The sequence below is a fragment of the Eubacterium sp. AF34-35BH genome, assembly GCF_003477765.1.
Taxonomy (GTDB): domain Bacteria; phylum Bacillota; class Clostridia; order Lachnospirales; family Lachnospiraceae; genus Eubacterium_G.
On record NZ_QUDZ01000001.1, the window covers coordinates 123,743 to 150,034 of the forward strand.

18 protein-coding genes are annotated in these 26,292 nt (G+C 33.8%); 14 read left to right on the top strand and 4 right to left on the bottom strand.

Features of this window, described 5'->3' with window-relative positions; genetic code table 11:
* Positions 1 to 8: 8 nt before the first annotated feature.
* The 9 genes from DWZ69_RS00650 (at position 9) to DWZ69_RS00690 (ending at position 10,346) form a co-directional block, all read left to right on the top strand.
* Complete coding sequence (locus DWZ69_RS00650; RefSeq protein ID WP_118435598.1) at positions 9 to 1,124, top strand: AAA family ATPase; 1,116 nt, start codon at positions 9 to 11, stop codon at positions 1,122 to 1,124.
* A gap of 11 nt (positions 1,125 to 1,135) precedes the next feature.
* Positions 1,136 to 2,524, top strand: a complete 1,389-nt coding sequence (locus DWZ69_RS00655; protein WP_117999302.1) for a CpaF family protein — start codon at positions 1,136 to 1,138, stop codon at positions 2,522 to 2,524.
* Positions 2,525 to 2,539: 15 nt separating this feature from the next.
* Positions 2,540 to 3,490: a type II secretion system F family protein gene (locus DWZ69_RS00660; RefSeq protein ID WP_117999303.1), complete on the top strand. Its 951-nt coding sequence runs from the start codon at positions 2,540 to 2,542 to the stop codon at positions 3,488 to 3,490.
* A 77-nt stretch (positions 3,491 to 3,567) separates the two neighbouring features.
* Positions 3,568 to 4,503, top strand: a complete 936-nt coding sequence (locus tag DWZ69_RS00665) for a type II secretion system F family protein (RefSeq protein WP_117999304.1) — start codon at positions 3,568 to 3,570, stop codon at positions 4,501 to 4,503.
* Positions 4,504 to 4,747: 244 nt separating this feature from the next.
* A complete protein-coding gene (locus DWZ69_RS00670) occupies positions 4,748 to 5,095 on the top strand; it encodes a DUF192 domain-containing protein (protein WP_118435601.1) in 348 nt (115 codons plus the stop codon).
* The gene (locus tag DWZ69_RS00675) at positions 5,095 to 5,643 is read left to right on the top strand and encodes a hypothetical protein (protein ID WP_118435604.1); all 549 of its coding nucleotides are present in this window, start codon (positions 5,095 to 5,097) and stop codon (positions 5,641 to 5,643) included. Before DWZ69_RS00670 ends, DWZ69_RS00675 begins: the two co-directional genes overlap by 1 nt.
* A 195-nt stretch (positions 5,644 to 5,838) precedes the next feature.
* On the top strand, positions 5,839 to 7,236 hold the full coding sequence (locus tag DWZ69_RS00680) for a discoidin domain-containing protein (protein WP_118435607.1): 1,398 nt from the start codon (positions 5,839 to 5,841) through the stop codon (positions 7,234 to 7,236).
* 147 nt (positions 7,237 to 7,383) lie between these two features.
* Complete coding sequence (locus DWZ69_RS00685) at positions 7,384 to 8,448, top strand: metallophosphoesterase (protein WP_117999308.1); 1,065 nt, start codon at positions 7,384 to 7,386, stop codon at positions 8,446 to 8,448.
* Positions 8,445 to 10,346 carry an AAA family ATPase gene (locus tag DWZ69_RS00690; RefSeq protein WP_118435610.1) on the top strand — a complete coding sequence of 634 codons (1,902 nt, stop codon included), beginning with the start codon at positions 8,445 to 8,447 and terminating at the stop codon, positions 10,344 to 10,346. The genes DWZ69_RS00685 and DWZ69_RS00690 overlap by 4 nt, the downstream gene beginning before the upstream one ends.
* A gap of 223 nt (positions 10,347 to 10,569) precedes the next feature.
* Here DWZ69_RS00690 and DWZ69_RS00695 read toward each other — a convergent pair whose 3' ends face one another.
* The 4 genes from DWZ69_RS00695 to murC form a co-directional block, all read right to left on the bottom strand.
* Complete coding sequence (locus tag DWZ69_RS00695; protein WP_022164894.1) at positions 10,570 to 11,739, bottom strand: ribose-phosphate pyrophosphokinase; 1,170 nt, start codon at positions 11,737 to 11,739, stop codon at positions 10,570 to 10,572.
* Between the two features lie 28 nt (positions 11,740 to 11,767).
* Positions 11,768 to 12,760 carry an ATP-binding protein gene (locus DWZ69_RS00700; protein WP_117999310.1) on the bottom strand — a complete coding sequence of 331 codons (993 nt, stop codon included), beginning with the start codon at positions 12,758 to 12,760 and terminating at the stop codon, positions 11,768 to 11,770.
* Between the two features lie 37 nt (positions 12,761 to 12,797).
* On the bottom strand, positions 12,798 to 13,949 hold the full coding sequence (locus tag DWZ69_RS00705) for a DnaD domain protein (protein ID WP_022164896.1): 1,152 nt from the start codon (positions 13,947 to 13,949) through the stop codon (positions 12,798 to 12,800).
* 397 nt (positions 13,950 to 14,346) lie between these two features.
* On the bottom strand, positions 14,347 to 15,729 hold the full coding sequence (murC, locus tag DWZ69_RS00710) for a UDP-N-acetylmuramate--L-alanine ligase (RefSeq protein WP_118435612.1): 1,383 nt from the start codon (positions 15,727 to 15,729) through the stop codon (positions 14,347 to 14,349).
* Between the two features lie 412 nt (positions 15,730 to 16,141).
* Here murC and DWZ69_RS00715 point away from each other — a divergent pair, with 412 nt between their 5' ends.
* The 5 genes from DWZ69_RS00715 to DWZ69_RS00735 all read left to right on the top strand — a co-directional run bounded on the left by DWZ69_RS00715 (position 16,142) and on the right by DWZ69_RS00735 (position 26,271).
* Positions 16,142 to 17,416 carry a glucose-1-phosphate adenylyltransferase gene (locus tag DWZ69_RS00715; RefSeq protein ID WP_117999312.1) on the top strand — a complete coding sequence of 425 codons (1,275 nt, stop codon included), beginning with the start codon at positions 16,142 to 16,144 and terminating at the stop codon, positions 17,414 to 17,416.
* Positions 17,413 to 18,531, top strand: a complete 1,119-nt coding sequence (gene glgD / locus DWZ69_RS00720; protein WP_118435615.1) for a glucose-1-phosphate adenylyltransferase subunit GlgD — start codon at positions 17,413 to 17,415, stop codon at positions 18,529 to 18,531. The genes DWZ69_RS00715 and glgD overlap by 4 nt, the downstream gene beginning before the upstream one ends.
* A 25-nt stretch (positions 18,532 to 18,556) precedes the next feature.
* The gene (gene spoVG / locus DWZ69_RS00725; RefSeq protein WP_022164900.1) at positions 18,557 to 18,835 is read left to right on the top strand and encodes a septation regulator SpoVG; all 279 of its coding nucleotides are present in this window, start codon (positions 18,557 to 18,559) and stop codon (positions 18,833 to 18,835) included.
* Between the two features lie 548 nt (positions 18,836 to 19,383).
* Positions 19,384 to 23,559, top strand: a complete 4,176-nt coding sequence (locus DWZ69_RS00730; RefSeq protein ID WP_118435619.1) for a leucine-rich repeat protein — start codon at positions 19,384 to 19,386, stop codon at positions 23,557 to 23,559.
* 159 nt (positions 23,560 to 23,718) lie between these two features.
* Complete coding sequence (locus tag DWZ69_RS00735; protein WP_117999315.1) at positions 23,719 to 26,271, top strand: Ig-like domain-containing protein; 2,553 nt, start codon at positions 23,719 to 23,721, stop codon at positions 26,269 to 26,271.
* The last annotated feature ends 21 nt before the right edge of the window (positions 26,272 to 26,292 follow it).

The following is a 26,292-nucleotide window of genomic DNA, read 5'->3' on the forward strand; positions in this document are numbered from 1 at the left end:
GGTATAACATGAAGCATTATAAAATACTTGCAATGGCATCTATGGAAAATGAAAAAAAAGCAGAAGAACTTCTGGACAATGATAGCTTTAAATATATGGGAACTGTTTTACTTGACTCAAAGGGTGTTGGAAAGGTAATGAATACTTCTGTTGATGCTCTTGTAATAGTGACAGATGTTTTAACAAGCGAAGATACAAAATTGCTTGAAAGAATTTATATGTCAAAGAAGAATCTGGTTATGATTCTTCTTACAGGAACACGTGATATAGAAATACTTACAGAGGCAATGAGCTGTGGAATTGGAAAAGTGCTGACAACAGACATGGAGCAAAGTCAGATACAGGAAGAAATAATTTCTGAAATTGCAAAAAACAGAAGTCGTGGCACAGATGCCGGAGAACAGAAATATGACTCAAAAATTTTATCGGTTTTTGGTACAAAAGGTGGGGCAGGAAAAACTACAGTTTCGGTTAATATGGCTGTAGCGTTACAGAAGAAAGGCAAGAAAGTTTTATTGATTGATTTAGATTTACAGTTTGGAGATGTAGGCGTTTTTATGGATATACCAGTGTATGATACCATTTCAGATTTAGTGGCTGAGAATGACTATAGTCTGGCAACGGTAAACAGCTATTTATATACACATTCTTCAGGCGTACGCGTTTTGTTAGCACCTCAGTCTCCGGAATTTGCAGAATTGGTAAAACCTACACATGTGAATGCAATTATAGATGCGGTAAAAGACTCTTATGACTACATAATATTTGATTTGGGACCAACATTAGATGACTGTGTGCTTCAGGCGTTGGAATTGTCAGACACTGTTTATTTTATTATAACACCTGAAATTTCAACTTTGAAAAACACGAAAAACTGTATGAATGTATTAAATACACTTGAATTATCAAAAAAAGTAAAATTTATTTTAAACAAAGATGGTGATTCCTATGTTAAGAAAAAAGACGTGGAGTCAACTTTAGACGAAGATATTGAGTTGGTAATTTCAAGTGACCCAAAAACAACAATAGCAAGTATAAATAGGGGAGTTCCTATTGTAATTGCCAGTCCAAAATCAAAAGTAGGTAAGGAAATAATTCGTTTTGTAAACAGGGATGAAATTTAGGAGGTTGCTATATGAATCTAATGGAGAGAATGGAGAAAAAAAGCAGCTCTGAAAATAAAGAAAAAACAGAAGAAGTGGTAACTAAGATTCCCGAAAGAGAAAATAACAGTGAATTAGGAAATCTTTTTAATGAACAGCAAACTACAAAAAACACAAGAAATGACTATGCAAAAGTAATTGAAGAAACTCACAGAGAAGTAGCATCAATGTTGGCAAAGCTTGATAATGTTACTGAAAAAGATGTGGAGTCTTTAATAAATGAATATCTTACAGAGAATTATCCTGAAATTGGAAGAAATGACAGAACTTATATTTCTAAGTCAATTCAAAATGAAATTACAGGGTTAGGTCCCTTAGAAGAATTGATTAATGACAGTACCGTAAGCGAAATTATGGTAAATGGACCTAATCAGATATATGTAGAAAGAAAGGGAAAACTTGTTCTTTCAGATGTGAAATTTCAGGATGAAGAACATGTTAGAAGAATAATTGACAGAATAGTAACACCATTAGGACGAAGAATCGATGATTCTAACCCTATGGTTGATGCCAGATTAAAAGATGGCTCTCGTGTAAATGCGATAATTCCTCCTTTGGCACTTTGTGGTTCGACCATAACAATTCGTAAATTCTCAGATACTCCTCTTACCATCGAGAATCTGATGAAGTTCGGATCGTTATCACCGGAAATGGCAGGCTTTCTGGAGGCAGGTGTCAGAGGAAAATTAAATATATTAGTATCGGGAGGTACAGGTTCAGGAAAAACAACATTGCTTAATGTGTTGTCAGCCTTCATACCTCATGATGAAAGAATTGTTACAATAGAGGATGCTGCGGAACTTAAATTGATGCAGGATCATGTAGTTTCTTTGGAAAGCAGACCTGCCAATTTAGAAGGGACAGGAGCAATAACAATTCGTGATTTAGTAAAAAACGCACTTCGTATGAGACCTGACCGAATAGTTGTTGGTGAGGTTCGTGGTGGTGAAACACTTGATATGCTTCAGGCAATGAACACAGGGCATGACGGTTCCTTAACTACAGCACATGCTAACTCGGCAAGAGATGCATTGGCACGTATTGAAACAATGGTAATGATGGCAGGTATGGATCTTCCGGTTACAGCCATCAGACAGCAGTGTGCAGGAGCATTGGATTTGGTTGTTCAGCAGGCGCGTCTTAGAGATGGAAGCCGTAAAATCACAAGTATATGCGAAATAACCGGTATGGAAGGTGACATTATTACAACTCAGGAAATTTTTAAGTATGTAGTAGATGGCATGGACAAAAATAATAAATTTGTCGGACATTTTGAAAGCACCGGGGTTGTTCCAAAGTGCTGTGAGAAGGTAAAAACCAACGGCGTTGATATGGATAACAGATGGTTTTTTAAGGAGTAAAAAGAAGGGAAAATAATGTTAGTAATATTAATTATAGTATGTGCCATGGTATTTTTCTTTTGTATTTTTACTATTATTCTACATGGCATTGCAAAGGATAAATTAAAAGTTGAAGAAAGAATTAAGGATTTTGTATTAGAAGAAAAGGAAGAACGTAAAAAAACAACAACAAAGAAAAAGAGACTGAAAGTTAAAAAAAATACAGGATTTAAAACAAGAAAAGAATTGGCACAAATTGAAAATGAACTATATAATGTAGGAATTCAAATTCCGGTACAACAATTTATCGTTATATGGATTTCAGCATCAATAATGGTTCCTATTATTTTGGTAATAGTTGGGGTATCGAGTGTTATATGCATTGCATTGGTTGCTCTGATAGCTTTTTTTCCAATGATTTATGTACGTGGAAAAAAGAAAAAACGAAAAAATAGATTAGAAGGACAGCTAATTGAAGCTATTGGAGTTTTGTCAAACGCCTTAAAGGCAGGACATTCTTTTCAATCGGCAATGAGTAATATTGCAACAGATATGGAAGCACCAATTTCGGAAGAGTTTGGTAGAGTTTTTAAGGAAACTCAACGTGGAATGACTTTGGAAGAAAGTATGAATCGCATGGTGGAGAGAACAGATAGCGATGATCTGGATATGTTATGTACCGCAATTATTATTCAACGAAAAGTTGGCGGAAATCTGGCAGAAGTTTTGGAAAAAATATCAGGAACAATACAAAGCCGTATTAGTTTACGAAAAGAAATCAAAACAAGAACAGCCAGTGGGCGAATGTCAGGTTTTATAGTAGGTGCTTTACCGTTTCTATTACTCGGCATGATGGCTGCAATTAATAGGGAGTATGCATCACAATTGTTTGAAACATCAGCAGGAAGAGCGATGCTTGCCTTTGGATTTGTCTGGGAGTGCATAGGATTTGCGGTAATTAAGAAAGTGGTAACCATTAAATATTAAATGCAAACTATTAGATATCAAAGATTAGATGTTAAATACTAAAGATTTAATGGTAGAAATTAAAAAGGAGTGGCACTATGGTTATATTATTAACAATTATGTGCTCTGTTGTTATATTTTTCTTAGTGCTTATTATTTCTTATAATTTAGGTTTAAAAAACAACTGGAAACGTAAGCGTATCGAAAGTGTAAAAAATGTTGGTGATACACCGAGAAAAAAACAGCCTAATCAGGAAAAGAAAAGCATTAAAGAGAGATACAAACAATATTTAAAGAGTAGCAAAAAGGAAAAGGCTGGGAAAAACAAAAAAAAGAGAGAAAAAACCAACAAAAAAACTTCGGTTATAGAAGGTATGCTTGAAATGACAGGAACAGAGTTATCTGTGGAACAGTTTTCTATGCTAAAGATTGGTTTATCTGCAATATTAATGCTTGTTGCATTGATTGTCTGCAAAATTTTGAATCTGGGAATGGCATATCTGATTCTTGCTATGGCAGTGGTAGGTTTGGTTGCAATTATACTGCCGGGAGAGTGGCTGAAGGCAAAGGCGAAGAAACGAAAAGAGCTATTACGTCAGCAGTTACCTGATATAATGGACTTACTCGTTGTAAGCGTTGAGGCAGGTTTAGGATTTGATTCAGCATTAATTCGTCTTTATGAGAAAGATAAGTCAGAATTAATGACTGATCTTATGCAGGCAACAAGAGACATCCAGCGAGGAATGAGTAAAAAAGAAGCTTACGAAGGCTTGGCAAAAAGATGTGATGTTAAAGAATTAACAAGCTTTTTAACAGCCTTAGTACAGGCAGACCAATTGGGAATCTCCATTAAATCAGTGTTAAAAGTACAGGCAGAAAATCTGCGAAAAGATAGAAAAATGAGAGCGGAAGAAAAAGCTCTAAAAGCGCCGGTTACAATGCTGATACCAATGGTATTATTTATATTCCCGGTAATTTTTATCGTACTTTTAGGTCCGGCAGCTCTTAATATAATGGAAATGTTTGGAAAATAAAAGTTTATGTAGCAGTTAGTTAATAAGATAGATTATAGATAATGTAGCATTAACATAATAAGAGGCAGGTTACAGGTGACGCGGCTGTAAGGTAATAAGGGACAAGTATAGATGATTCAGTAATAAGATAACAATGAACGGTGCAGATGATATGGCAATAAGGTAACAATTGATAATTGGGATGCTGTAGTGGCATATGAAAGAAACACGTTGTGAAAGAAGGAAGTTATGAAAGAAGAAAGTTATGAAAGAAGCGGCAGTATATATTGAGAAAAGGAAAATCACAAACATAAAAATAGCAAATAATTTTTGGACAAGGTTTATGGGATTAATGGGAAAAAGCCCGAAACAAATTGAAAACATGGGTGGACTTCTTATAAAACCATGTTCGCAAATTCATATGTTTTTTATGAAAACACCAATTGATGTGATATATCTAAATAAGAACAACGAAATCATAAAAATTGACCCTGAAGTTCCCACAGGTATTTGTTGTAAAAAAGTCAAAGGCAGCAAAAGTGTTCTTGAACTACCAAGTGGCTATGCAACAAAACTGGGATTTAATAGCAAGGACAGATTGGAGGTAGTGTAATGGATAATGAAGGAAAAACAACAATCGAAAATTTAAGAAAAGACTTGGAAAATAAACACAGATTTACAAGCGTATGGCGGGGATACAACAAAAAAGAAGTAAATGATTATATGCAAAATATGGAAAATGAGCAGGCAAGACGAATTGAAGAAGAACGAAATAGTGTTAAAGAAGAACAGGAAAGAAGCAAAGAATTAATTTTGCAGATTCAAAAACAAAATCAGAAAATTCAGGAGTTACAGAAAAAACTAGATAATAGAGACGCCACCGAAAAATCTGTAGTTCAGAAAATGATGGATGAGTTAAAAGAAACCAACAGTAAACTAATGAAAGAAAATAGCAGAAAGCAAATGGAAATAGCAAATCTTGAAGAACGAATCACAAAGATGAGGGAAGACGTGACTAATTACACAGCTATGCTTTCAGCATTAGATAAACAATTGAAAGAATTGCTAAATGAAAAAATGGATGAATGCAATAGCATAATTGATACATGGGAACGACAATTTTTGCAAACAAAAAATGGTATAGAAGAGAAACTAAAATAAATTAATCTAATAATGCAAGTTTATTTGTAAAATCCGAAAGAATCGAGGACATATACATAATATATGTGTATATCATGGTGAAACTTTCGGATTTTTTTGTGTAATAGGAAAATTAGTTGCAAAATCCATTAATTTGAAATGAAAAAATAATACCTAAAAGTGAAAAATAGGAGACTTAAAAAAAATATTACTGTTATGATAGGAAATAAAAAAACAGTAAAATTAAAGAAAGCAAAGAAAAAAGTTAAATGGAAAATTGTTGCCGGAAAGAAAAATATTTCTATTAAGAAAAAAGGCAAGCTAAAAAATAAATTAATTGTTAAAGGCAAAAAAGTTGGAACATACCAGTATTACAAATTAGATGTACAAGCTATTTATGGAAGTGGATGCCAGATTTCAGAAATTTCCATGAAAGGTGCAACTGTTAGTCCAAGCAAATATGATATTTTATTTACAGGAGATTGGAAAGATGTTACTGTAGATGGATATTTAGAGGAACTTACAAGATTATTCTACAATAGTTACCCACGTTTATATCAAAGATGGGGTAACGGCACAGAACCAACAACAATTACATTTAAGGCTGATAACAATTATGATGGAGTAGCGTATTGCCAGGGAACTACAGTTTGTGTATCTACAGCATATGCAAACAGTCACCCAACAGATATTGGATTTTTCTCACATGAAATCACTCACTCTGTTCAGCAGTACAGTGGAAAATTAAATTACGGTGATGATGTTGCCTGGTGGACTGAAAACATGGCAAACTATGGTGGGTTCAGATACTTCCACTGGTCAAATCCTAAATATGTTCAGATATATGAGGCAACAGATACTTCATTACAGGATTGGGGTTACCAACAGTACAGAAATAATAAATGGTTCTTTGCCTATATGGATTCAAAATATCCAACAAGAAAAAATGCAGACGGAACATTGAAGTTAGGATTAATTGATAGCATTAATAAATTAATCAAGGATAACAATACAGGAAGTACTTATACAGATGATCCTTATAATGTAACAACACCATTTAATAAAGTGGTAAAAGATATTACAGGATATGACTGCATTGAGTCCTTAAGAAAGAAATATGTTGAAGAATTAAAAGCGGGAACATGGACATTTAAAGGATTTGGTGATTACGAAGACAACTGGTTAACAGAGAATATAGAGGGGATTGCAAACTCTGAATATCCAATGGTTGGGGAAAAAATCCACGGAAACAAGACAGCCGCTAAGTTGAGTAATGTTATTAACGATGACACAAACTTATGTCTTGGAGCAAAAGTTTTTGATTGTTCAGGATTTACCAATGATTCAGAAAATGCATCAATGCTTATAGACGGTAAGCTTGGCACAAAGTGGTGTGCTACAAGTTCAAACGTTACTAAGGGTCAGTATAAATTAAATGGTGTTAAACATTGGATTCAAATTGACTTAGGTAGTGAAAAGGAATTTAATACATATACTCTTTATAATACACAAAGTAAAGAAGGCTTTGGTAATGCAACTGAATGGGAAATTCTTACATCAAATGATGGACAAAGAAATATCTTACAAATTAGCCGTTTGCATAATTTAACATAAAGTAGAAAGTTAGTAAAAAAGTTGGTAAAATATTAAGAAAGTATTGGAATATTATTAGAAAGCAGTTGAATATTTGACCACCAATATCTTTAATGATATACTGAAAATTGGGTTAGACTATAAATTAACAGCAGTTTGGGAGGCTATATGAAATTTATTCATACAGGTGATATACATTTAGGCGCACATCCTGAAAATAAGAAAGAATGGGCGGCAAAAAGAGGAGACGAAATTTGGGAATCCTTTGAAAGATTAATAAAGAAAATAAAGATGCAGCCAGTGGATTTGCTTATTATTGCAGGCGATATGTTTCATAGACAACCACTGCTAAGAGAAGTGAGAGAGGTAGATTACCTTCTGTCAACAATTCCTGATACAAAGATTGTAATATGTGCAGGAAATCACGATGCCATAAAGAAGGGATCTTTTTATGATGGTTTTAAATGGAGTGAAAATGTAATCTTTATAGATGATAAAAACATTACCAAGGTTGATATTCCGGAACTTAATACATGTGTTTATGGTTTAAGCTACCATGAAACAGAAATCCAGGAAAATTTATATGACCACATTATTGTAGAAGATATTGATAAAATTAATATTTTAGTAGCACATGGTGGCGATGAAAAACACATACCTATTAGTAAAAAGAAACTTGCAATGTCAGGTTTTGATTATGTAGCGTTAGGTCATATACATAAGCCGGAAATGGACGAGAAAAACCGTATGGCTTATTGTGGTTCCCTTGAACCAATTGACATGAATGACATGGGTGAGAGAGGATATATATACGGAGAAGTGACAAAGAATAGTCTTGAGTTAGAGTTTGTTCCTTTTGCAAAACGTATATATAAGGAAATTGATTTTCAGGTAACTACAACAGCTACTAATATGGAAATTAGACACAGACTTACGGATATGATTGAAGAAAATGGAAAAGATAATATGTTTAAGATTTTCTTTTCAGGTTACAGAGACCCCGATTTTGAAATAAATGAAAAAGAAATTGAGAGCGTTGGAAATATAGTTCAGATTGTAGATGAAACCGTACCGGATTTTGATTTTCAGGAATTATATGAAGATAATCATGATAATATATTGGGAATGTTTATTAAAAGATATTTGGACAAAGGAAATTTAAGCGAATTAGATCGAAAAACTTTATATTATGGTGCAAAGGCTTTAATAGATGCAATGGAGGACAGACAATGATTATTAAGGATTTACAATTAACTAATTTCGGAAAATTTAATCATAAGTCCATGTCTTTGGAGCCGGGATTAAATATTATATATGGTGAAAACGAGGCCGGTAAGACTACGTTTCATACATTTATTAGAGGCATGCTTTTTGGATTAGAGAAGCAAAGGGGAAAAGCTAGCAGTAAGGATACGTACAGTAAGTATGAGCCTTGGGACAACCCATCTAATTACCAAGGGATGATGAGAATCGAAAGCAATGGTGTTGATTATCGAATCGAAAGAAATTTCAACAGACAGAATAAATCATTTAAGGTGATAAATGAGGATTTAGGTCGTGAACTTACACAAGATGAAATTGACAAACTATTTACAGGGTTAGATGAAAGTTGTTACTACAATACAATAAGTATTAGCCAGTTGGGAAGCGTAACGGACAAGGAATTAGAAAATATTTTAAAAAACTATGCGGCAAACTTAGGCACCACTAAGTCTATGGAAATAGATATTAAAGAAGCCTTTACGGATTTGGATGCACAGAAGAAAAAGATTGCAACTGATAACCGAATCGGTGAGGAATATGATGTGGAACGTTGCATATACACTGTTAAGGAACAACTGGAGGTCTCTGAAAGAGAGCAGCATGCAATTATTGCATCAATTGAGCAGAAAAAAGATTCAGTTTTAAGGTTATCTTCAAGAAAGGAAGAACTTTCAGCATTAGACAAGCAAAGACTTGAAGAACTCGCAAGACAAAATGCCAGAAAAGATAAGCTGTATCAGGATGTTATGACATACACATCTGAGGTTGATAAGACAAATGAAATACTTGAAAAAATAAAAGCACATAAAGCTGAACTTACAAGTCAACTTATGGAAAAAGGTATAGACGGCCATGAAACAATGGAAATGCTGTCTGAAAAAGTACATACACGTAGTAGTATGCCGGTTGCATTTATTATTTTAGCATTGGCATTTGTAGGTACAGGTGTAGGGCTGATACTTGGAAATTTGAATTTCTTAACAGTTACAGAATTTTGGATTAGACCAATTGGCTGCTTTGTAGGAGCTTTTATTTGTACAATCTTGGCAATCATAAGATATTGTTTTAATAAAAAGAAGAAAAAGCGTAAGTTAGAGGCAATCAAGGAACTGAAATTAGCTTTGGATAAATTGGAAGCTGCAAAACATGAAGAACTTTACACACAGCGTCAGTTAGAAAGCAAGAAAGAACTTTTGAAAAATACAAAGCTTATGATTAAGCAGGAAGAAGATCGTTCCATAGACTCAGCAGATTACAGCAATGAAATTAAAGACATTGAAGAGCAGGAACGTGAACTTAATGAGGTTATATCAAAGGCGCGTTGGGCACTAGAGCAGAAAAAAGAACAGGATATTCAATGCGAAAGACAGTTGGATGAACTAACAGAGAGACTTGATAATATTAAAAAAGCCAAAATTGAAATTCAGGCAATAGAAGATGCAAAGGAAAACATTGAGGATATTGCTAATGAAATACGAAATAGTTTTGGCAAGCGTTTAAACGAGAGAGCTTCCTACTATATGTCGCAGATAACAAATGGTAAATATGATAATTTGTCAATTGATGAAAGATTGAATATTTTAGTTAATAGCAAAAAAGCATTGCTACCGGCTTCTAAGTTAAGCAAGGGAACAGTAGAACAAATATATATGGCATTGCGTTTGGCAGCAGCAGATATAATATTTGAAAAAGACTACAAACCAATTTTACTTGATGATGCTTTTGTAATGTATGACAACAAGAGAATGGGAAACACATTAAAGTTTATGGGCGAGAATATGGAACAGGTAATTTTGTTCTCATGTCATACAAGAGAAAAAGTTATGGCAGATAAATTAGGAATTAAGCATAATTTCATAAAACTGTAGATATATAAGTAAAGACGCAGGCAAAAGCACGAGCAAAGGCGTAAGTAAAAATACAATTAAAAAAATAAAATTAGCTATAATAAAATAATAAAAAGGCTACGGGTTTTATAGATTTGATACTATAAACCCATAGCCTTTTTACTTTATCTCAAATTAGTTTCAACAATAATGATTACATAAATGTTTGAATAACATAAATACATAACACAATTGTTAGAAATTATTATCTGTTTTTATATGCTTCAACGCATTTTTCAATCTTCTTGTATGGATTTAGTAAATCACTAATAGAAGAATCGTGGTTTAATCTGTCGATGAAGTATGCTGTGTATTTAGCAACGTCTACGTTAATGTACCATTCTCTTGAAAGAAGTTCAGGTGTCTGGTAAATGCAGTTTGTTGTCATAATACGATAAATTGTTCCATCAGCGTAAGCTTCGTCAAATCTTTCAAGACCATTTGTAAATAAACCAAATGTTGAAGCAACGAAAACTCTCTTAGCTTTACGTTTCTTAAGCTGTCTTGCAACGTCAAGCATACTATCACCTGAAGAAATCATATCGTCAATAATTAACACGTCTTTACCTTCAACAGATTCACCTAAGTATTCATGAGCAACGATTGGGTTTCTTCCGTCTACAACCTGTGTAAAGTCACGACGTTTGTAGAACATACCCATATTGATTCCAAGAGCGTTTGCAAAATAAACTACTCTGCTCATTGCACCTTCATCAGGGCTGATTACCATAAGGTGATCATCATCAATAATAAGGTCATCAACATTTCTTAAAAGGTTCTTAATGTACTGATATGTTGGCATAATTGATTCAAATCCGCTAATAGGAATTGCGTTGTTTACTCTAGGATCGTGAGCATCAAATGTTAAGATGTTGTCAACACCCATGCTTACTAATTCCTGAAGCATTACTGCACAGTCCATAGATTCTCTAGAAGAACGTCTATGCTGTCTGCTTTCATATAAGAAAGGCATAATAACTGTAATCTTCTTTGCTTTACCGGCAGCGGCAGCAATAACACGCTTAATGTCAGCATAGTGGTCATCAGGTGACATATGGTTCTTGTGACCACAAACAGTGTATTCTACGCTGTAATTTGTTACATCATCGATAATGTAAAGGTCTGTACCTCTAACAGTATCTCTTAATGTACATTTGGCTTCACCTGTACCAAAACGTGGTGTGTCTACATCAAGAAGATATGAGTCTTTTACATATCCTTTGAAAGTGATAGGTGATTCCTTTGCTTCGATTCTCTCGCTTCTCCAGTCAGAAATATATGCGTCTACAGTTTCACCTAAAGCTTTGCTTCCTGATAAAGCTACAATCGCAAGTGGTCCAACAGGAATTGATTCAATGAATTTTTCGATAGCCATTAATTTTTCCTCCATGTGTAAAAAAGTGTTAATTAATAAATTTTTTTATCCTTATATCATCACCAAAAATCTTAAATGTATTATAGTTACCAAGAATTCTCGAAAATGTTCTGTCAGTATAAACTTCATTAAGATCTGACAATGAGAAATTGGTTGATATAATTGTTGATTTATGGTGTATAAGTCTGTAGTTTAAACAATCAAACAAAGCTGAATTGGTAAAAGAATTAGCCATTTCGCTTCCAAGATCATCAATTATAAGCACATCGCACTGTAATAGCTCATGCTTTGTAATTTGTCCAAATGCAGATGATTCCTTTTGATTAAAAGTAATTTTTGACAACAAATCAAAGAAAGATACAGCTGTTAAATATAGCACTGTATGTGACTTGTTAATCAGTTCATTTGCAATGCAGTTAATGAGAAAAGTTTTTCCCGAACCTGCTCTACCATAAAATAAAATACTATTATTGTCAATATTATCAAAATTATCTACAAATTCTTTACAGAAAGTTACAACGTCCTTAATGTTATCAAGAGCAGTAACACCTGTTACTTCATCTACAAAATTATTTGAATATAAATCAAAATTAAATGTGCTGAAATTTTCCTTTTGTAGTATATCATTTAATTCTTCGGTTGTGTAAAGAGATTTTATAACTTCCTTCTGAAGACATTCACAAGGTTGTCCGTTCACAAAACCAGTATCTTTACAAATAGGACAATCATAAATGGGCTCAAGATAATCACTCTGATAACCGTTTGCCATAAGGAGAGCCTTCTTCTGATTGCTTACATTGGCGATATCTTCTTTTAAATTGTCTTTTAAAGATGTATCCCCATTAAGTGCACTACGTGCAGCATTAACTGCCAGAGAGCTGATTTTTAAGTCACAATCCTTAATCTGAGGAATCTTTTCATAAATCTCTTTGAGACGCTTGTCCTGTTTAATACTATTGTCCAATCGTCTATTATTATACTTATTATAAATAATGTCAAACTGTTCTCTTGTTAATCCCATAAAAAACTCCATTCATAGGGTATATGTTGATTGCTGTCTATTTTTCTTTTGAAGAAATGTTAGCAACCATTTCTTTTCGGTTCATAATAAGCTGCTTTTCGAAGTCCTGATGATTATAATTTCTACTTTCAATAGCTCTAACATTTTTTGGACGACTGATTTTCTTAGCAACTTTTGCCTTAGCACTGTAAATCTTCTGTGATTCTTCTTTGTGTTCCTTGTCCAACTTTTCAATGTCAGCCATTGATGTTACATTTTTTTCTGACCATTTTAGTAAAATTGAATCAGCATAAGAAAACTTTCCGCTGTTTGTACTTGCGTGAGCAGCAGATCTGTTGCAGGCTTCAATAATGAATTCATCAGAAAAATCTAACTCATCAGTCCACTTTGTTATGTAAGACATTTCACGTTTAATAGGTCTAGCTGGAACATCTAAACCAAAAGCTTTGTAAATGCTTTTTGAAATATCTTTCTGTAATTTTAAGTAATCCTTAAGTTCCTTTAATGTTCTAATGTCTTTTTCAAAGTAAAAAACAATCTGTTTTTCTATGTATGAAAGGGACTTCTGCCCTGATGAAATGCAAGATTCCATAACGTATTCGATAAAGTCGGCACTAAGCTGTAAACCATCAAGTATGTATAAAATGCTGTCGATTTCTGTAGGGCTTAGTAACTTGCCTAAATATGTTTCAGCAAGGAACTTAATCTGCTGGAAATCTTCATTGTCTGAAAAAGCTTCAACTTCTCTTGGTGAATATTTCTTCTTGTTAGGAACGATAATTCCTGATGCTGTAGGAACTGCAATAGGAGCTGATTCTCCGGCAGCAGATGCTAAAACTTCAGTGTTTGTATCAAGTTTATTGTTTAAATCCCTAACAATGTATCTGTTTGTTGAAAGTGCTTCAAGCTTGATTCCGTTAATGGAACCATCCTCGTCAAGTGATAGTGAGAGTAAATTCTCTCTTGACCAGAATTTCAAAGCACGAACAACGTCGCTTTCAAGTATATTAAAAGTATCAGCAATAGTTGGAATTGAAAGATCTTCGCATCCAGTGTTTACAAGACGTAAAAGTAATAAATAAATCTTTACAAATTCACCATTTGCAGTTGGCATGTATTCATCTACAAAAACATTCGAAATAGAAGTAAAATCTGTAAAATTACCTCTGTCAAAAATTAACTTGCTCATATCTTTATGTCCCTCTTTTTCCAAAAAAAATATAAAAAATTTGTACAGGAAAATTCCTGCCTGTCCCAAAATATTTCAACAGAAAATTCGTCAAAAATATTACTGTTTTTTCTCAAAAACACATACAGGGGATTTCCTGCGTGCAGGAATGAGTATAGCATAAAGTATAAAAAATGCAATGTTGCAAAAGGCTTGAATGCCCCATTTTTAAAGGACTTTTGGCAATGTTAATAATGTTAATAATGTTAATACATCAGCCGGAAAAAATGCTGAAAAATGTCGAACACCTTATTTTATGGGGAAAACAAACCAATGTTAATTACTCGAAAATTATGAACAAAAAAACCACAAAATTTTGAAGAAAGTTATCAACAAAATTTTGTGGGATGTTAATAAGTTATTTTCCTAAAAGATGTTCCCCTATTTTAACTACATCTCCGGCACCCATTGTTATTAACAAATCGCCAGGTGAACAACTTTCTAGTAAAAAATTTTCTATTTCACTGAAACTTGGGTAGTAATGTACCTCAGTTCCGTATTTTTCGATTTCTTTTTTTACATCTAAAGAACTAACACCTAAAGTGTCTTTTTCTCTTGCAGCATAAATATCTGCTAAAACTACAGCGTCAGCTTCCTTTAATGCTTTTCCAAATTCAGGAAGTAATGACTTAGTTCTTGAATATGTATGTGGCTGGAAAACTACCCACATTTTCTTATGAGGATAGTGTTTAGCTGTTTTGATAGTTGCTGTAATTTCATCTGGGTGATGTGCGTAATCATCAATAATAGTAACATCGCCCACTTTACCCTTGTACTGGAATCTTCTGTCAGTTCCACCGTATTGTGTAAGACCGGCCTTGATGTTCTCGTCACTAATTCCCATTGCGTGAGCAGCGGCAATAGCAGCAAGAGAGTTGTAAATATTGTGTTCTCCTGTAACATTTAAAGCTACATGGAATGACTTTTCACCGTTAACAACCAGGTCGTATGAACCTTTAGCAAACTGATCAAATTCAATATTTGTAGCACTGTAATCACTCTTTGCAGGATCTGAACCTACAGTTATAACCTTACATTTTAGCCCGTCAGTAAAATATTCTAAGTTGTCAATATCACTATTTATAACAAGAAAACCGTCGTTAGGTACAAGTTCAGCAAATTTTCTGAAACTGTGTCTAATGTCATCTAAATCCTTAAAGAAATCAAGATGGTCTGCGGCAACGTTCAAAATAATTGCCATATTTGGCTTAAATGATAAGAAACTATTAGTGTATTCACAAGCTTCTGTAATTAATTTATCTGAATGCCCAACACGTGTGTTTCCATGAATTGCAGGCATAATACCACCTACTAATATAGTTGGATCAGTGTTTCCTTCTAACATAATCTGTGACAACATTGAAGTTGTAGTGGTTTTTCCATGGGTTCCTGAAACTCCAATTGCCATAGGGTAGTTAAGCATAATTTGACCTAAAAACTCAGCTCTTGTAAGAAGTGGAATACCAAGTTCCTTTGCCTTAACAAGCTCAGGGTTGTCCTGCTTAATAGCAGCAGTATAAATTAAAACGTCTATATCAGATGAAATATTACCAGCTACCTGATTATAAAAAATCTTCGCTCCTAAAGATTCTAAATGATCAGTGATTTTTGATTCATGTGAATCTGATCCTGTAACTGTAAAACCTCGTGAAATCATAATTTCTGCAAGAGCACTCATGCTAATGCCACCAATTCCTGTAAAATGTAAATTGGCAGGAGTATTAAAATCTAAATTGTACATAATCCTTCTCCTAAATTAAATATATAAATTTTTGCACAGGCAAAACCTAATAAAATTAACATATAAATATGTATAAAAATAAATTGCATATTAATATGAAGAAAAAAATTTTAAAAAGGCTCCCTTTACATCTTAAAATACTTAATTATTATACACTTCTTATGACAAATTTTAAAGGTTCAATATGGTAAAAATATATAGCAGAAAATTGCTAAAAATTTAACAAAATCAAAATGCAACAAAAAAATAGTCGAATGATGTACAAAATGCACAAAGAAAAAAGAAAAAAACATCAAAAAAACGAAAAAACTAATAAAAAAAAGCACCAAAAGATACTTATTACCCTTTTAATATGTCACATTTAATGTTATACTTTTAGTACACAATTTTTTTAAGCAGCGAGGTGAAGGACATGGTAAAAAAAGAAATGATAGCTATGTTGTTAGCCGGCGGCCAAGGTAGTCGTTTAGGAGTGCTAACAGCGAAAGTAGCAAAACCTGCAGTTGCCTTTGGAGGAAAATACAAAATCATAGATTTTCCATTAAGCAATTGCATTAATTCAGGTGTGGATACAGTTGGTGTACTTACTCAGTACCAGCCACTTAGACTAAATGCTCATATTGGAATTGGTATTCCATGGGATTTAGACAGAAATATAGGCGGTGTAACAGTACTTCCACCATATGAAAAAAGTGAAAATACAGAATGGTATACAGGAACAGCAAACGCAATTTACCAGAATTTAGATTATATGGAATCATATAATCCGGACTATGTGCTAATTTTATCAGGGGATCATATTTATAAGATGGATTATGAAGTGATGCTTGATTACCACAAGGCGAACAATGCGGATGTAACCATAGCAGCTATGCCGGTTCCAATTGAAGAGGCAAGTAGATTTGGTGTGGTAGTAACAGATGATAATCATAAGATAACAGAATTTCAGGAGAAGCCGGAACATCCAAAGAGTAACCTGGCATCCATGGGAATTTACATATTTAGTTGGCCTGTATTAAAAGAGGCTTTGTTAAAGTTAAAAGATCAGCCAAATTGTGATTTTGGTATGCACATTATTCCATACATTCATGGAAGCGGAAGACCAATTTACGCTTATGAATATAATGGATACTGGAAGGACGTAGGAACATTGAAATCATATTGGGAAGCTAATATGGAATTAATCGATATCGTTCCTGAGTTTAATTTATATGAGGAATTTTGGAAGATTTACACAAAGAATGATGCACTTCCGCCACAATATATTTCAGCAGATGCAGAGATTGAGAAAAGTATTGTAGGTGAAGGTTGCGACATTAGAGGTAATGTACAGAATTCAGTAATAAGTGCTAATGTTGAGGTTGGCGAAAACGCAGAAATTCACGATTCAATTATTATGCAGGGAAGCGTAATAAAGCCGGGAACTAAGATTTATGGCAGTATTATAGCTGAAAATGTTGAAGTTGGAGAGAATTGTACAATTGGTGTTGGCGAATATGCTGACAGTAAATTAAGTCAGAAGATATACAATTGTGATTTGACAGTAATAGGCGAAGGCTCAGTTATTCCTGACGGTGTAACAATTGGTAAGAATGTTGCAATTTCAGGAAAAACAGAACCATCAGATTATCCTGACGGAAAGCTCCCATCAGGTGACTATATAGTTAAGGCAGGTGAGAATAAATGAGAGCAGTTGGAATAATTTTAGCAGGAGGTAGTAATACCAAATTAAAGGAACTTTCAAGAAAGCGAGCTATTGGCGCCATGCCTATAGCAGGAAGTTATAGAGCAATTGATTTTGCATTAAGTAATATGACAAATTCCCACATTCAGAAGGTAGCTGTTTTAACACAGTACAATGCCTGGTCGTTAAATGAACATTTAAGTTCATCAAAATGGTGGGACTTTGGTAGAAAACAGGGTGGTTTATATGTATTTACACCATCAATTACATCAGACAATGGTTTTTGGTATAGAGGAACAGCCGATGCAATCGCACAAAACATTGGCTTTCTTAAGAAAAGCCATGAACCATATGTAATTGTGGCATCAGCAGATGGCATTTACAAATTAGATTACAATGATGTTTTAAAGAGACATATTGAAACAGGTGCAGACATTACAATAGTTTGCAAAGATATGGGTAGTAACGCAGATGTTTCATCATATGGTGTGGTTACTACATATAATAATGGAAGAATTATCGATTTTGTTGAGAAACCGCTTAATAGCACAAGTACATTGGTATCAACAGGAATTTATGTAATCAGAAGAAGATTGCTTATTCAGATGTTAGAAGAGTGTGTTGCAGAAGACAGATATGATATTGTTAATGACATTATTATAAGAAATAAGGAATCTAAAAAGATTTATGCATATCAGTTAGATTCTTACTGGAATAATTTATCTAGCATAGAGAAATTCTACAACGTAAATATGGATTTCTTAAAACCGGAAGTTAGGGATTTCTTCTTTAAACAATATCCGGATGTTTATTCAAAAGTTGAAGACATGCCACCGGCAAAATACAATTCGGGCTCAAACGTTAAGAATAGTTTGATATCCAGCGGATGTATTGTTAATGGTACTGTAGAGAATTCAGTAGTGTTTAAACAGGCATACATAGGAAATAATTGCACAATAAAAAATTCAGTTATTCTAAATGATGTATATATTGGAGACAATGCTGTGATAGAAAATTGTATTGTGGAAAGTCACAATACAATTAATCCAGGAGATCATCTTGGAGAAGAAAATGAAATTAAAATTATAAACGAACGTAATTTTAGATATAGTTTGTAGGTTACAAGGAAAGGAAGACAAGCATATGAACATAACAGACGTTAGAGTAAGAAAGATGACTAAAGAAGGAAAAATGAAAGCTGTAGTGTCTATAACTATCGATGATGAATTTGTAGTACATGATATTAAAGTAGTAGAAGGTGAAAAAGGATTATTTATTGCAATGCCTTCACGTAAAGCAGCAGATGGAGAGTATAGAGATATTGCTCATCCAATTAACTCGGCTACCCGCAATTCAATCCAGAGTATCGTTTTAGAAGCTTACGAAAAAGCTTTACTTGAGCCGGATGAGCCAAGAGAATAATTAGGTTTACTTTAGAATTGCATCAGAGTAAGATGTGTGTTCCTTTAAAGTAATATATTACACAATGAGACGGAGGACTGTCGTTTTCACGATTTAGAATCGTGAGGCGGCAGTTCTTTGTTTCTATAATAAGAAAATCCTTTAGAATTTCTTATTATAGAAATAACATTACACTATGGATGAACACTCGCACGAAAGAAAAAATATTGCTGGCTAAAAAGTTAGTAATATTTATTAAATTAAGGCACAAATAAGAACAAGTAGGAAAGAATAATAAAAAAACAAATAAAAACATTTTTGTCAAATTTTGAAAGAATGTGAAAGAATATGAAAAGTGCATAAAATATTAATATAAATTTAGGAAAAGTAAATAAAAAAAAAATAAAATGTTGTAAAAAATGCTAAAAAGCATTTTCATAAAAGCTGAGAATTGAATGAAAAATAATTAATGCTAAAATATAGTATATAAAATAAAAACGTTTTAAGACCAACCTTACAAATTAAAGTGTTTTATTAATTTTTTTGAGTTTAATTGAGGAGGAAAGAAAATGAAGATGAAAAAGATGTACAAATCTTTACTATCAATGCTTTTGGCTTTAACAATGCTTTTTTCATCACAGGCATTTAGCGAGTCAGTTCTTGCAGCATCAGCAGCAACAAGTACAGACGCAATTGATGGTGCAGATGAAGCAACAACACATGCAGAAGTTTTCTTTGTCAACAAGGCAAATGGAAATCTTATTACTGTAAGTGGAAAAGAGAATGATCCAATATTAGTGGAAAAGAAATTTACAACAACAAGCAGTGTGGATGACAGTGCTAAATTCTCTGCATACTATGGAACATACAAAAACTACGGAATTGATGACAAAGAACATGATGTATTTAATTTCGCAACAAAGTCAAGAAATACTGTATGGAGAGCTACAGATGACGAAATCATTTACCAGTACAAAATGGATGTAAAAGATGATTACGCACCAACAGGTTGGGAATCTGTAGAAATTCAGCATAACGAAGATGGAACTATTTCATTTGCAAGTAGTGCTGATGAAAAAATCATTACAGTTGAAACATATACTGACAAATATGATAACAACAAAGAACATACAAAACTTGGTGTTAGCTCAAAATACCATTTAGGCGACAAGGTTGGTGACGCAGAAAAGTTTTATATGTACACAGCAACTTCACCTAAGAAGGCTAGAAAAGTAACATTATCTAATGTAGCAGGTGACAGCGTTCAGGTTTCATGGACAACACCTAAGGAACATATGTATTCATGTTTCGAAGTTTTCTATGCTACATCAGAAAATGGAAATTATAAATCAGCAGGTTTAACAACAGACAGCAAGATGACTGTTAATAATTTGACAGCACAAAAACAATATTTCTTTAAGGTTAGAACATTAACTAACACAAAAGATGCCGGAAGCTATAGTACTTATGCTGACAGTGAAGTAGCTTATACTACTACATTATCAATGTCAAAACCTGCTAAGACAGATATTACAGATATTAAGAGAGATGACAAGACAGGCGCTCAGACAATTACTTGGAAAGTAGCAACAAATGCAGCTTCTTACAATATTTACAGAGCAGAGGGTCGTTATGCTGAGTATAAGTTAATTGATACTGTAAAGGCTGATCAGACAAGCTACACAGATACAAAGCCAAATACAAGTTCTAAGTACAAAAACTACTACAAGGTAGAATCAGTAAACGGAAATGTAAATGGTGAAATGTCAGAACCTTATTCGTTAGAAATTGCTCAGTTCGGTGACAATATGTATGTATTCAATGATGCTGATGATAAAGATGCAATTTCAGACAAGGTAAATGAGATATTTGGTTACCAGCATTATGATCAGTTCGGTCAGAATCGTTATGCATTCGCATTTAAACCTGGTGATTATACAGATACAAGTGCAGATGCTTATAATGTAGGATATTATACACAGATTCTTGGTTTAGGTAAGACACCATATGATGTAAGAATTAAGAACGTTAAAACACCGGCAGCTTTAGCTAATGGTAACGTAACATGTAACTTCTGGGTTGATGTTGAAAACTTTACAATCGCTCAGACATCAGATGGTTCAGATTACTGGAATGATTCATTTAAGTGGGCAGTATCACAGGCAGCTCCAGCCAGAAGACTTAATGTAGAAAGACAGACATTACTTCAGTGGACATGGGGTGATAAAGCTTGGGCCAGCGGTGGTTACATATCAGATACAAAATTCCACGATGCAGTTGGTTCATGGTGTCAGCAGCAGTATTACTACAGAAACTGCGAATTCACAACAAAGCAGGCTGATAATGGTGCAGTATATGGTATTAACTGGAATCAGGTTATTCAGGGATGCGAAAACGTTGACGGAACAACTTTAAAAGATAACAGTGGTAATTACTTTAACGCAGGTGGTAACTTATTACAGAACAATGGTTTCTCAAACTGGAAAACAAACGGCTGTACAACAGTATTAGATAAGACAGATGCAACAAGAGAAAAACCTTTCTTATATTTTGATGAATCATCAGATAGCTACAAGGTATTTGTACCATCAGTAAGAAAAGATACAAAGGGTGTTTCTTGGTCAGAAAACAATATGGGACCTGGTGTTTCATTAGGCTTAGACAGCTTCTATATTGCAAACCCTGACAAGGATACTTCAACAACAATTAATGATGCATTAGCAAAAGGTTATAACTTACTTCTTCAGCCTGGTATTTACAAATTAGATAAGGCTCTTGAAGTAACACATGAAAATACAATCGTACTTGGTTTAGGTATGGCAACATTTACTTCAACAGATAAGAACACGGATACATTTATCAGAGTTGCTGGTAAGAAGTGGAGCAGTGATTACAAATCATATACAAAGTATGATATTGGTGGTGTTGAAATTGCAGGTGTAATTTTAGATGCCGGAAAGAAAACAGATACACTTTTAGAACTTGGTTATGAAGGTGCAAATGTAGATCATTCAAATAACCCTTGTGTATTACAGGATGTTATTTGTAGAGTTGGTGGTACAGGAGCTCTTGGAACAACAGGAGATTGTATCGTAATTAACAGTAACAATACAATTATTGATGAAACATGGATTTGGAGAGCTGACCATGGTGATAACACTGGTTGGTATGAGAATACAGCCAATAGTGCTTTAGTTGTAAATGGTGATTATGTAACAGGTTATGGATTATTTATTGAGCATTTCCAGAAGCATGATGTACTTTGGAGAGGTGAATATGGTAAGACATACTTCCTACAGAACGAAAAATGTTATGATCCACAGAAACAGGAGGAGTGGATGTCACATAACAACACTGTTAAGGGTTATGCAGCATACAAAGTTTCAAATAATGTAAAACATCATTATGCAGTAGGTCTTGGCGTATACGATGTATTTATTTACACTAATGGAGCATCAATCTTCTTAGATAATGCTATCGAAGTACCAAATGCGGACGATGTATTAATAGAAAATGCATGTATCGTAGAAATTGCAAACGGTGAAGGACCAAATGTAGGTATTAACAATATTATTAATGGTACATGTCCTGGTATTACAACAGGTGCTGATTCAGTAACTGTATCAGGTAAGAGCGGTGGATATGCTGTCCAGAGATTATTATATTATCGTAACAAGACATCTGTTTCATTACCAGACAGTTATGATTACTCAAAAGATGGCGGAAACGGAATGGAAAAATATCCATTAGATGATAATGGTTTAATTATTCCAAATACAGAAGATAATGTTAAACAGCCGGATATGGATACAGATGGTGCTGATAAGACTATCGTTAAGGAACCAGCAACAAAGGATACTTCAAGCGCATTAGGTACAGACAAGACAGGCGATAATTATTATGAAGATAAGATTAAAGACTGTACAGATGAATGGAAAAAGGTTGAAGAAGCTAACAGATATGTAACTCCTGGTAAGGTCGACAAGCCTAAAAATGATAAATCGGTAGCTAATCAGGTTCGTACAAAATACGGAGTATACGTAGGAAAAGTATTTACAGCAGGAAATTACATTTATCAGGTAACTTCAGTTGATACACTTAAACAGGGTAAGGCAAAACTTATTGGTGTTGTTGCTTCTAAGAAGAACACATTAACAACAGTAGCTGTACCTGATAAGACAAGCTATAAGGGATATGGTTTATCTGTATCAGAAGTTGGTGCTAAGGCATTCATGTCAATGAAGAAGCTTAAGAAAGTTTCATTTGCAGCAGGAATCAAGACAATTGGTGCATCAGCATTTAGCAAGTGTACTAAGTTAAACAAGATTAGCTTTAAGAACGTAACAACAATTGGTGGCAAGGCATTTGCAGGATGTAAGGGACTTAAGAAAGTTACAATTGGTAGCAAGGTAACTAAGATTAACAGTAATACATTCTCAGGATGTAAGAAACTTAGCAAGGTGACAATCGGTAAGAAAGTTAAGTCAATTGGAAAGAACGCATTCAAGAAGTGTTCAAAACTTAAGACTGTTGTAATTGGAAAGGCGGTTAAGACAATTAGTGCTAAGGCTTTTGCAAGCGATAACAAGATTAAGACTATTACTTTCAAGGGTAAGAAACTTAAGAAAGTTAAGAAGAATTCTTTCAGTAAGAAAGTTGTAAAGAATATTAAGTCTAAGAAGACAAAACTTAAAGGTAATAAAAAAGCCGTTAAGGCATTTAAGAAAAAGCTTAAGATAAAATAATTGATTTATAAAATTAAGCATTAAATAATTTAGAACATTAATAATTTAATGGATTTAAATAGTAATTGAACGAGGCTGTCTTTTAGAGGTTGGCATAGGTAGTAAAGTCTTATGTTCTGCCCTAAAGGACAGCCTTTAGTAAATTGAAGGGAGGAAAAAATGAGAAAGTTTATTGCTTATTTATTAAGCATAGCTACAATGGTTGCAACATTACAAACTTATGTACCCGCTTATGAAGGTCAGCCACTTGGAAAAAATGTAGCTTTTCATAGAAATGTTGAGGTATCAAAAGAATCAGCAAAAAATGATTATAATAAGTTAGATTTTTTAACAGATGGAAATCTTGAAACAAAATATCAGTCACCACTTGTAAAAAATAATCCGGATAATGCATATGAAGATTATCAGGCATGGAGCATGGATTTAGGAAGAGAGTACGAGATTGATAAGGTAGTATTGTATTGGGAAGTAGCAGCGGCAAAGGAATATGATATCTATGTTTCAGACGACAAAAAAGACTGGACAATGGTTGCAACAGAAAAAGCAGGGGAAAAAGGAAGATTTAAATATGATTTTACTCCTGTTGATGCAAGATACGTAAAAATTGAATTAAAAGAAAGAGCCAGCGAAGGTTATGGCTATTGTATGTATGAATGGCAGGTGTTTACTGTTGGTAGTGCGGAAGAAAAGGCTATGCCAAATCTAGCCTTAGACGCCACAGCAACTGCTTCAAGTGAAAATGGTGATAATGTAGCCGCAAGAGCTATTGATGGCGATGAAACAACTATGTGGAGAAGTACACCATTATTTGAAGATTCATCAGTAACTGATGAAGTAAAAGCAGATGAGAACATAACACTTAGTTGGAATTCACCACAAACATTTGACACAGTAAAAGTTGTTTGGAATGGTGGATACATGAAGGGATATAAACTTCAAAAGTCTGATAATGGAGAAGACTGGACAGATATTGCAGAAGTAAAAGATGGCAAATCTGCTGAAACAAGAACAATTAGGTTAACTGAAGCGGTAACAACACCTTATTTAAGATTACAGGGTGTTACATATGGAGCATATTGTTTTGAAATAAAGGAAATTCAGGTTTACAATCAGACAAACATACCTGCAGAATATATTAATTTAAACTATTCAAATGTTAAACTTAACTTAGACGATGAATCTGAAAAGCAAATTAAACTTGAATATATTTTAGGACCATCTAATACAAGCCAGAAGGATGTTGTGTGGACTTCATCTAATGAGGCTGTTGCAGAAGTAAAAGATGGCGTTGTAACAGGAAAGTCAGTTGGAACAGCAAATATTACTATTGCTTCAAAGGATAATCCTAATGTGAAGAATACGTGTGTTGTAAAAGTATCAAGTGAGTTAGGTAAGTCTAAGGTCACAGCTGTTAGAAATGGCAAAGATATTAGGGTAAATTGGAGCAAGGTTAACCACGCAGAGTCATACGTTGTTACAAGATACAATAAGCTTACAGCAAATGATGAAGTAATATATGAGGGAACAGCAACTGCATGTGAAGATAAGGATTTGCCTTCAGGAAAATATGTTTATATTGTAAAGGCAATTGTAGATAAAAATGACGCTAGTGCAGATTTATACAGTGATTCGGAAAGTGAAGAATCTGAACCTGTTATAATTCCTGAACCTGTAACAGGTGTAGAAATAATCAACGATTACAAGAACGTTAGTATGTTTGTTGGAGGAAGCCAACAGATTAAGTATGGTATTTTACCGGCAAATGCTACAAATACTAATGTTACATTCAAAAGTTTAGATGAAAAAGTAGCCACAGTTGATAAAGACGGTGTTGTAACAGGCGTTTCAAAAGGAAACACAAAAGTTATAGTAACAACTGAAGAAGGCGGTTTTACTGCAGAATGTACAGTAAACGTTGATGGTATTGAGATTAAGGGCTTTGAAAGAGTTGGCGGCAGAGACATAACAATTGGAGAGAATCAGACTCGTCAGTTACAGGTTAGTATTACACCTGAAAATGCAACTGATAAGAAGATTCAATGGACAAGCACTAATGAAGCTGTTGCAGCAGTAGATGAGAATGGTCTTGTAACTTCAAAGAGTGCCGGCACAGCAATCATTACAGCAAAAACAAACAATGGTTTACAGACTGAATTTTTTATAACTGTAGATTCACCAGTTAAAAGTATTTCACTAAATTATAAAAATGCTACTCTTAACCCTGGTAAAACTTTGAAATTAATAGCAACAATCAGCCCAAGTAATGCAAGTAACAAGAAAATTACATGGATTTCAGCCAATGATACAATCGCCACAGTAAGTAATGGAGTTGTGACAGCTAAAAAGATAGGTGTTACGTATATTTCAGCAATTTCTGCAGATGGTAAAGTGATTACAACATGTACAGTTACAGTTACAAAGCCTATAGTAACAAAACCTGCTAAGGTAAACCTAAAATCAGCCAAGAAAAAAGGTACTAAGGTTACACTTAAGTGGAAGAAAGCTACTGACGCAGTGGGTTATGTAGTTTACATGAAAACAAATTCAGGTAAATATAAACTTGTTAAAACTATCAAGAAAGCAAAAACAGTTAAATGTGTATTAAAACTAAAAAAAGGAAAGAAGTACAGCTTTAAGGTTCGTGCATACAAGCTTGATGAGGGAAACAAAGTTTATGGAACTTATTCTAAAATAAAGAAAGTAAAGATGTAGAAATCCATAGTGAATTATTGT

What these genes read in the sequence shown, in the direction of transcription:
- DWZ69_RS00670 (WP_118435601.1), top strand. Translation starts at nt 4,748, where the DNA reads ATGAAAGAAGCGGCAGTATATATTGAGAAAAGGAAAATCACAAACATA.
- DWZ69_RS00660 (WP_117999303.1), top strand. Translation starts at nt 2,540, where the DNA reads ATGTTAGTAATATTAATTATAGTATGTGCCATGGTATTTTTCTTTTGT.
- DWZ69_RS00705 (WP_022164896.1), bottom strand. Translation starts at nt 13,949, where the DNA reads ATGAGCAAGTTAATTTTTGACAGAGGTAATTTTACAGATTTTACTTCT.
- DWZ69_RS00675 (WP_118435604.1), top strand. Translation starts at nt 5,095, where the DNA reads ATGGATAATGAAGGAAAAACAACAATCGAAAATTTAAGAAAAGACTTG.
- DWZ69_RS00695 (WP_022164894.1), bottom strand. Translation starts at nt 11,739, where the DNA reads ATGGCTATCGAAAAATTCATTGAATCAATTCCTGTTGGACCACTTGCG.
- DWZ69_RS00650 (WP_118435598.1), top strand. Translation starts at nt 9, where the DNA reads ATGAAGCATTATAAAATACTTGCAATGGCATCTATGGAAAATGAAAAA.
- DWZ69_RS00665 (WP_117999304.1), top strand. Translation starts at nt 3,568, where the DNA reads ATGGTTATATTATTAACAATTATGTGCTCTGTTGTTATATTTTTCTTA.
- DWZ69_RS00700 (WP_117999310.1), bottom strand. Translation starts at nt 12,760, where the DNA reads ATGGGATTAACAAGAGAACAGTTTGACATTATTTATAATAAGTATAAT.
- DWZ69_RS00680 (WP_118435607.1), top strand. Translation starts at nt 5,839, where the DNA reads ATGATAGGAAATAAAAAAACAGTAAAATTAAAGAAAGCAAAGAAAAAA.
- DWZ69_RS00715 (WP_117999312.1), top strand. Translation starts at nt 16,142, where the DNA reads ATGGTAAAAAAAGAAATGATAGCTATGTTGTTAGCCGGCGGCCAAGGT.
- DWZ69_RS00730 (WP_118435619.1), top strand. Translation starts at nt 19,384, where the DNA reads ATGAAGATGAAAAAGATGTACAAATCTTTACTATCAATGCTTTTGGCT.
- glgD (WP_118435615.1), top strand. Translation starts at nt 17,413, where the DNA reads ATGAGAGCAGTTGGAATAATTTTAGCAGGAGGTAGTAATACCAAATTA.
- spoVG (WP_022164900.1), top strand. Translation starts at nt 18,557, where the DNA reads ATGAACATAACAGACGTTAGAGTAAGAAAGATGACTAAAGAAGGAAAA.
- DWZ69_RS00655 (WP_117999302.1), top strand. Translation starts at nt 1,136, where the DNA reads ATGAATCTAATGGAGAGAATGGAGAAAAAAAGCAGCTCTGAAAATAAA.
- DWZ69_RS00735 (WP_117999315.1), top strand. Translation starts at nt 23,719, where the DNA reads ATGAGAAAGTTTATTGCTTATTTATTAAGCATAGCTACAATGGTTGCA.
- murC (WP_118435612.1), bottom strand. Translation starts at nt 15,729, where the DNA reads ATGTACAATTTAGATTTTAATACTCCTGCCAATTTACATTTTACAGGA.
- DWZ69_RS00685 (WP_117999308.1), top strand. Translation starts at nt 7,384, where the DNA reads ATGAAATTTATTCATACAGGTGATATACATTTAGGCGCACATCCTGAA.
- DWZ69_RS00690 (WP_118435610.1), top strand. Translation starts at nt 8,445, where the DNA reads ATGATTATTAAGGATTTACAATTAACTAATTTCGGAAAATTTAATCAT.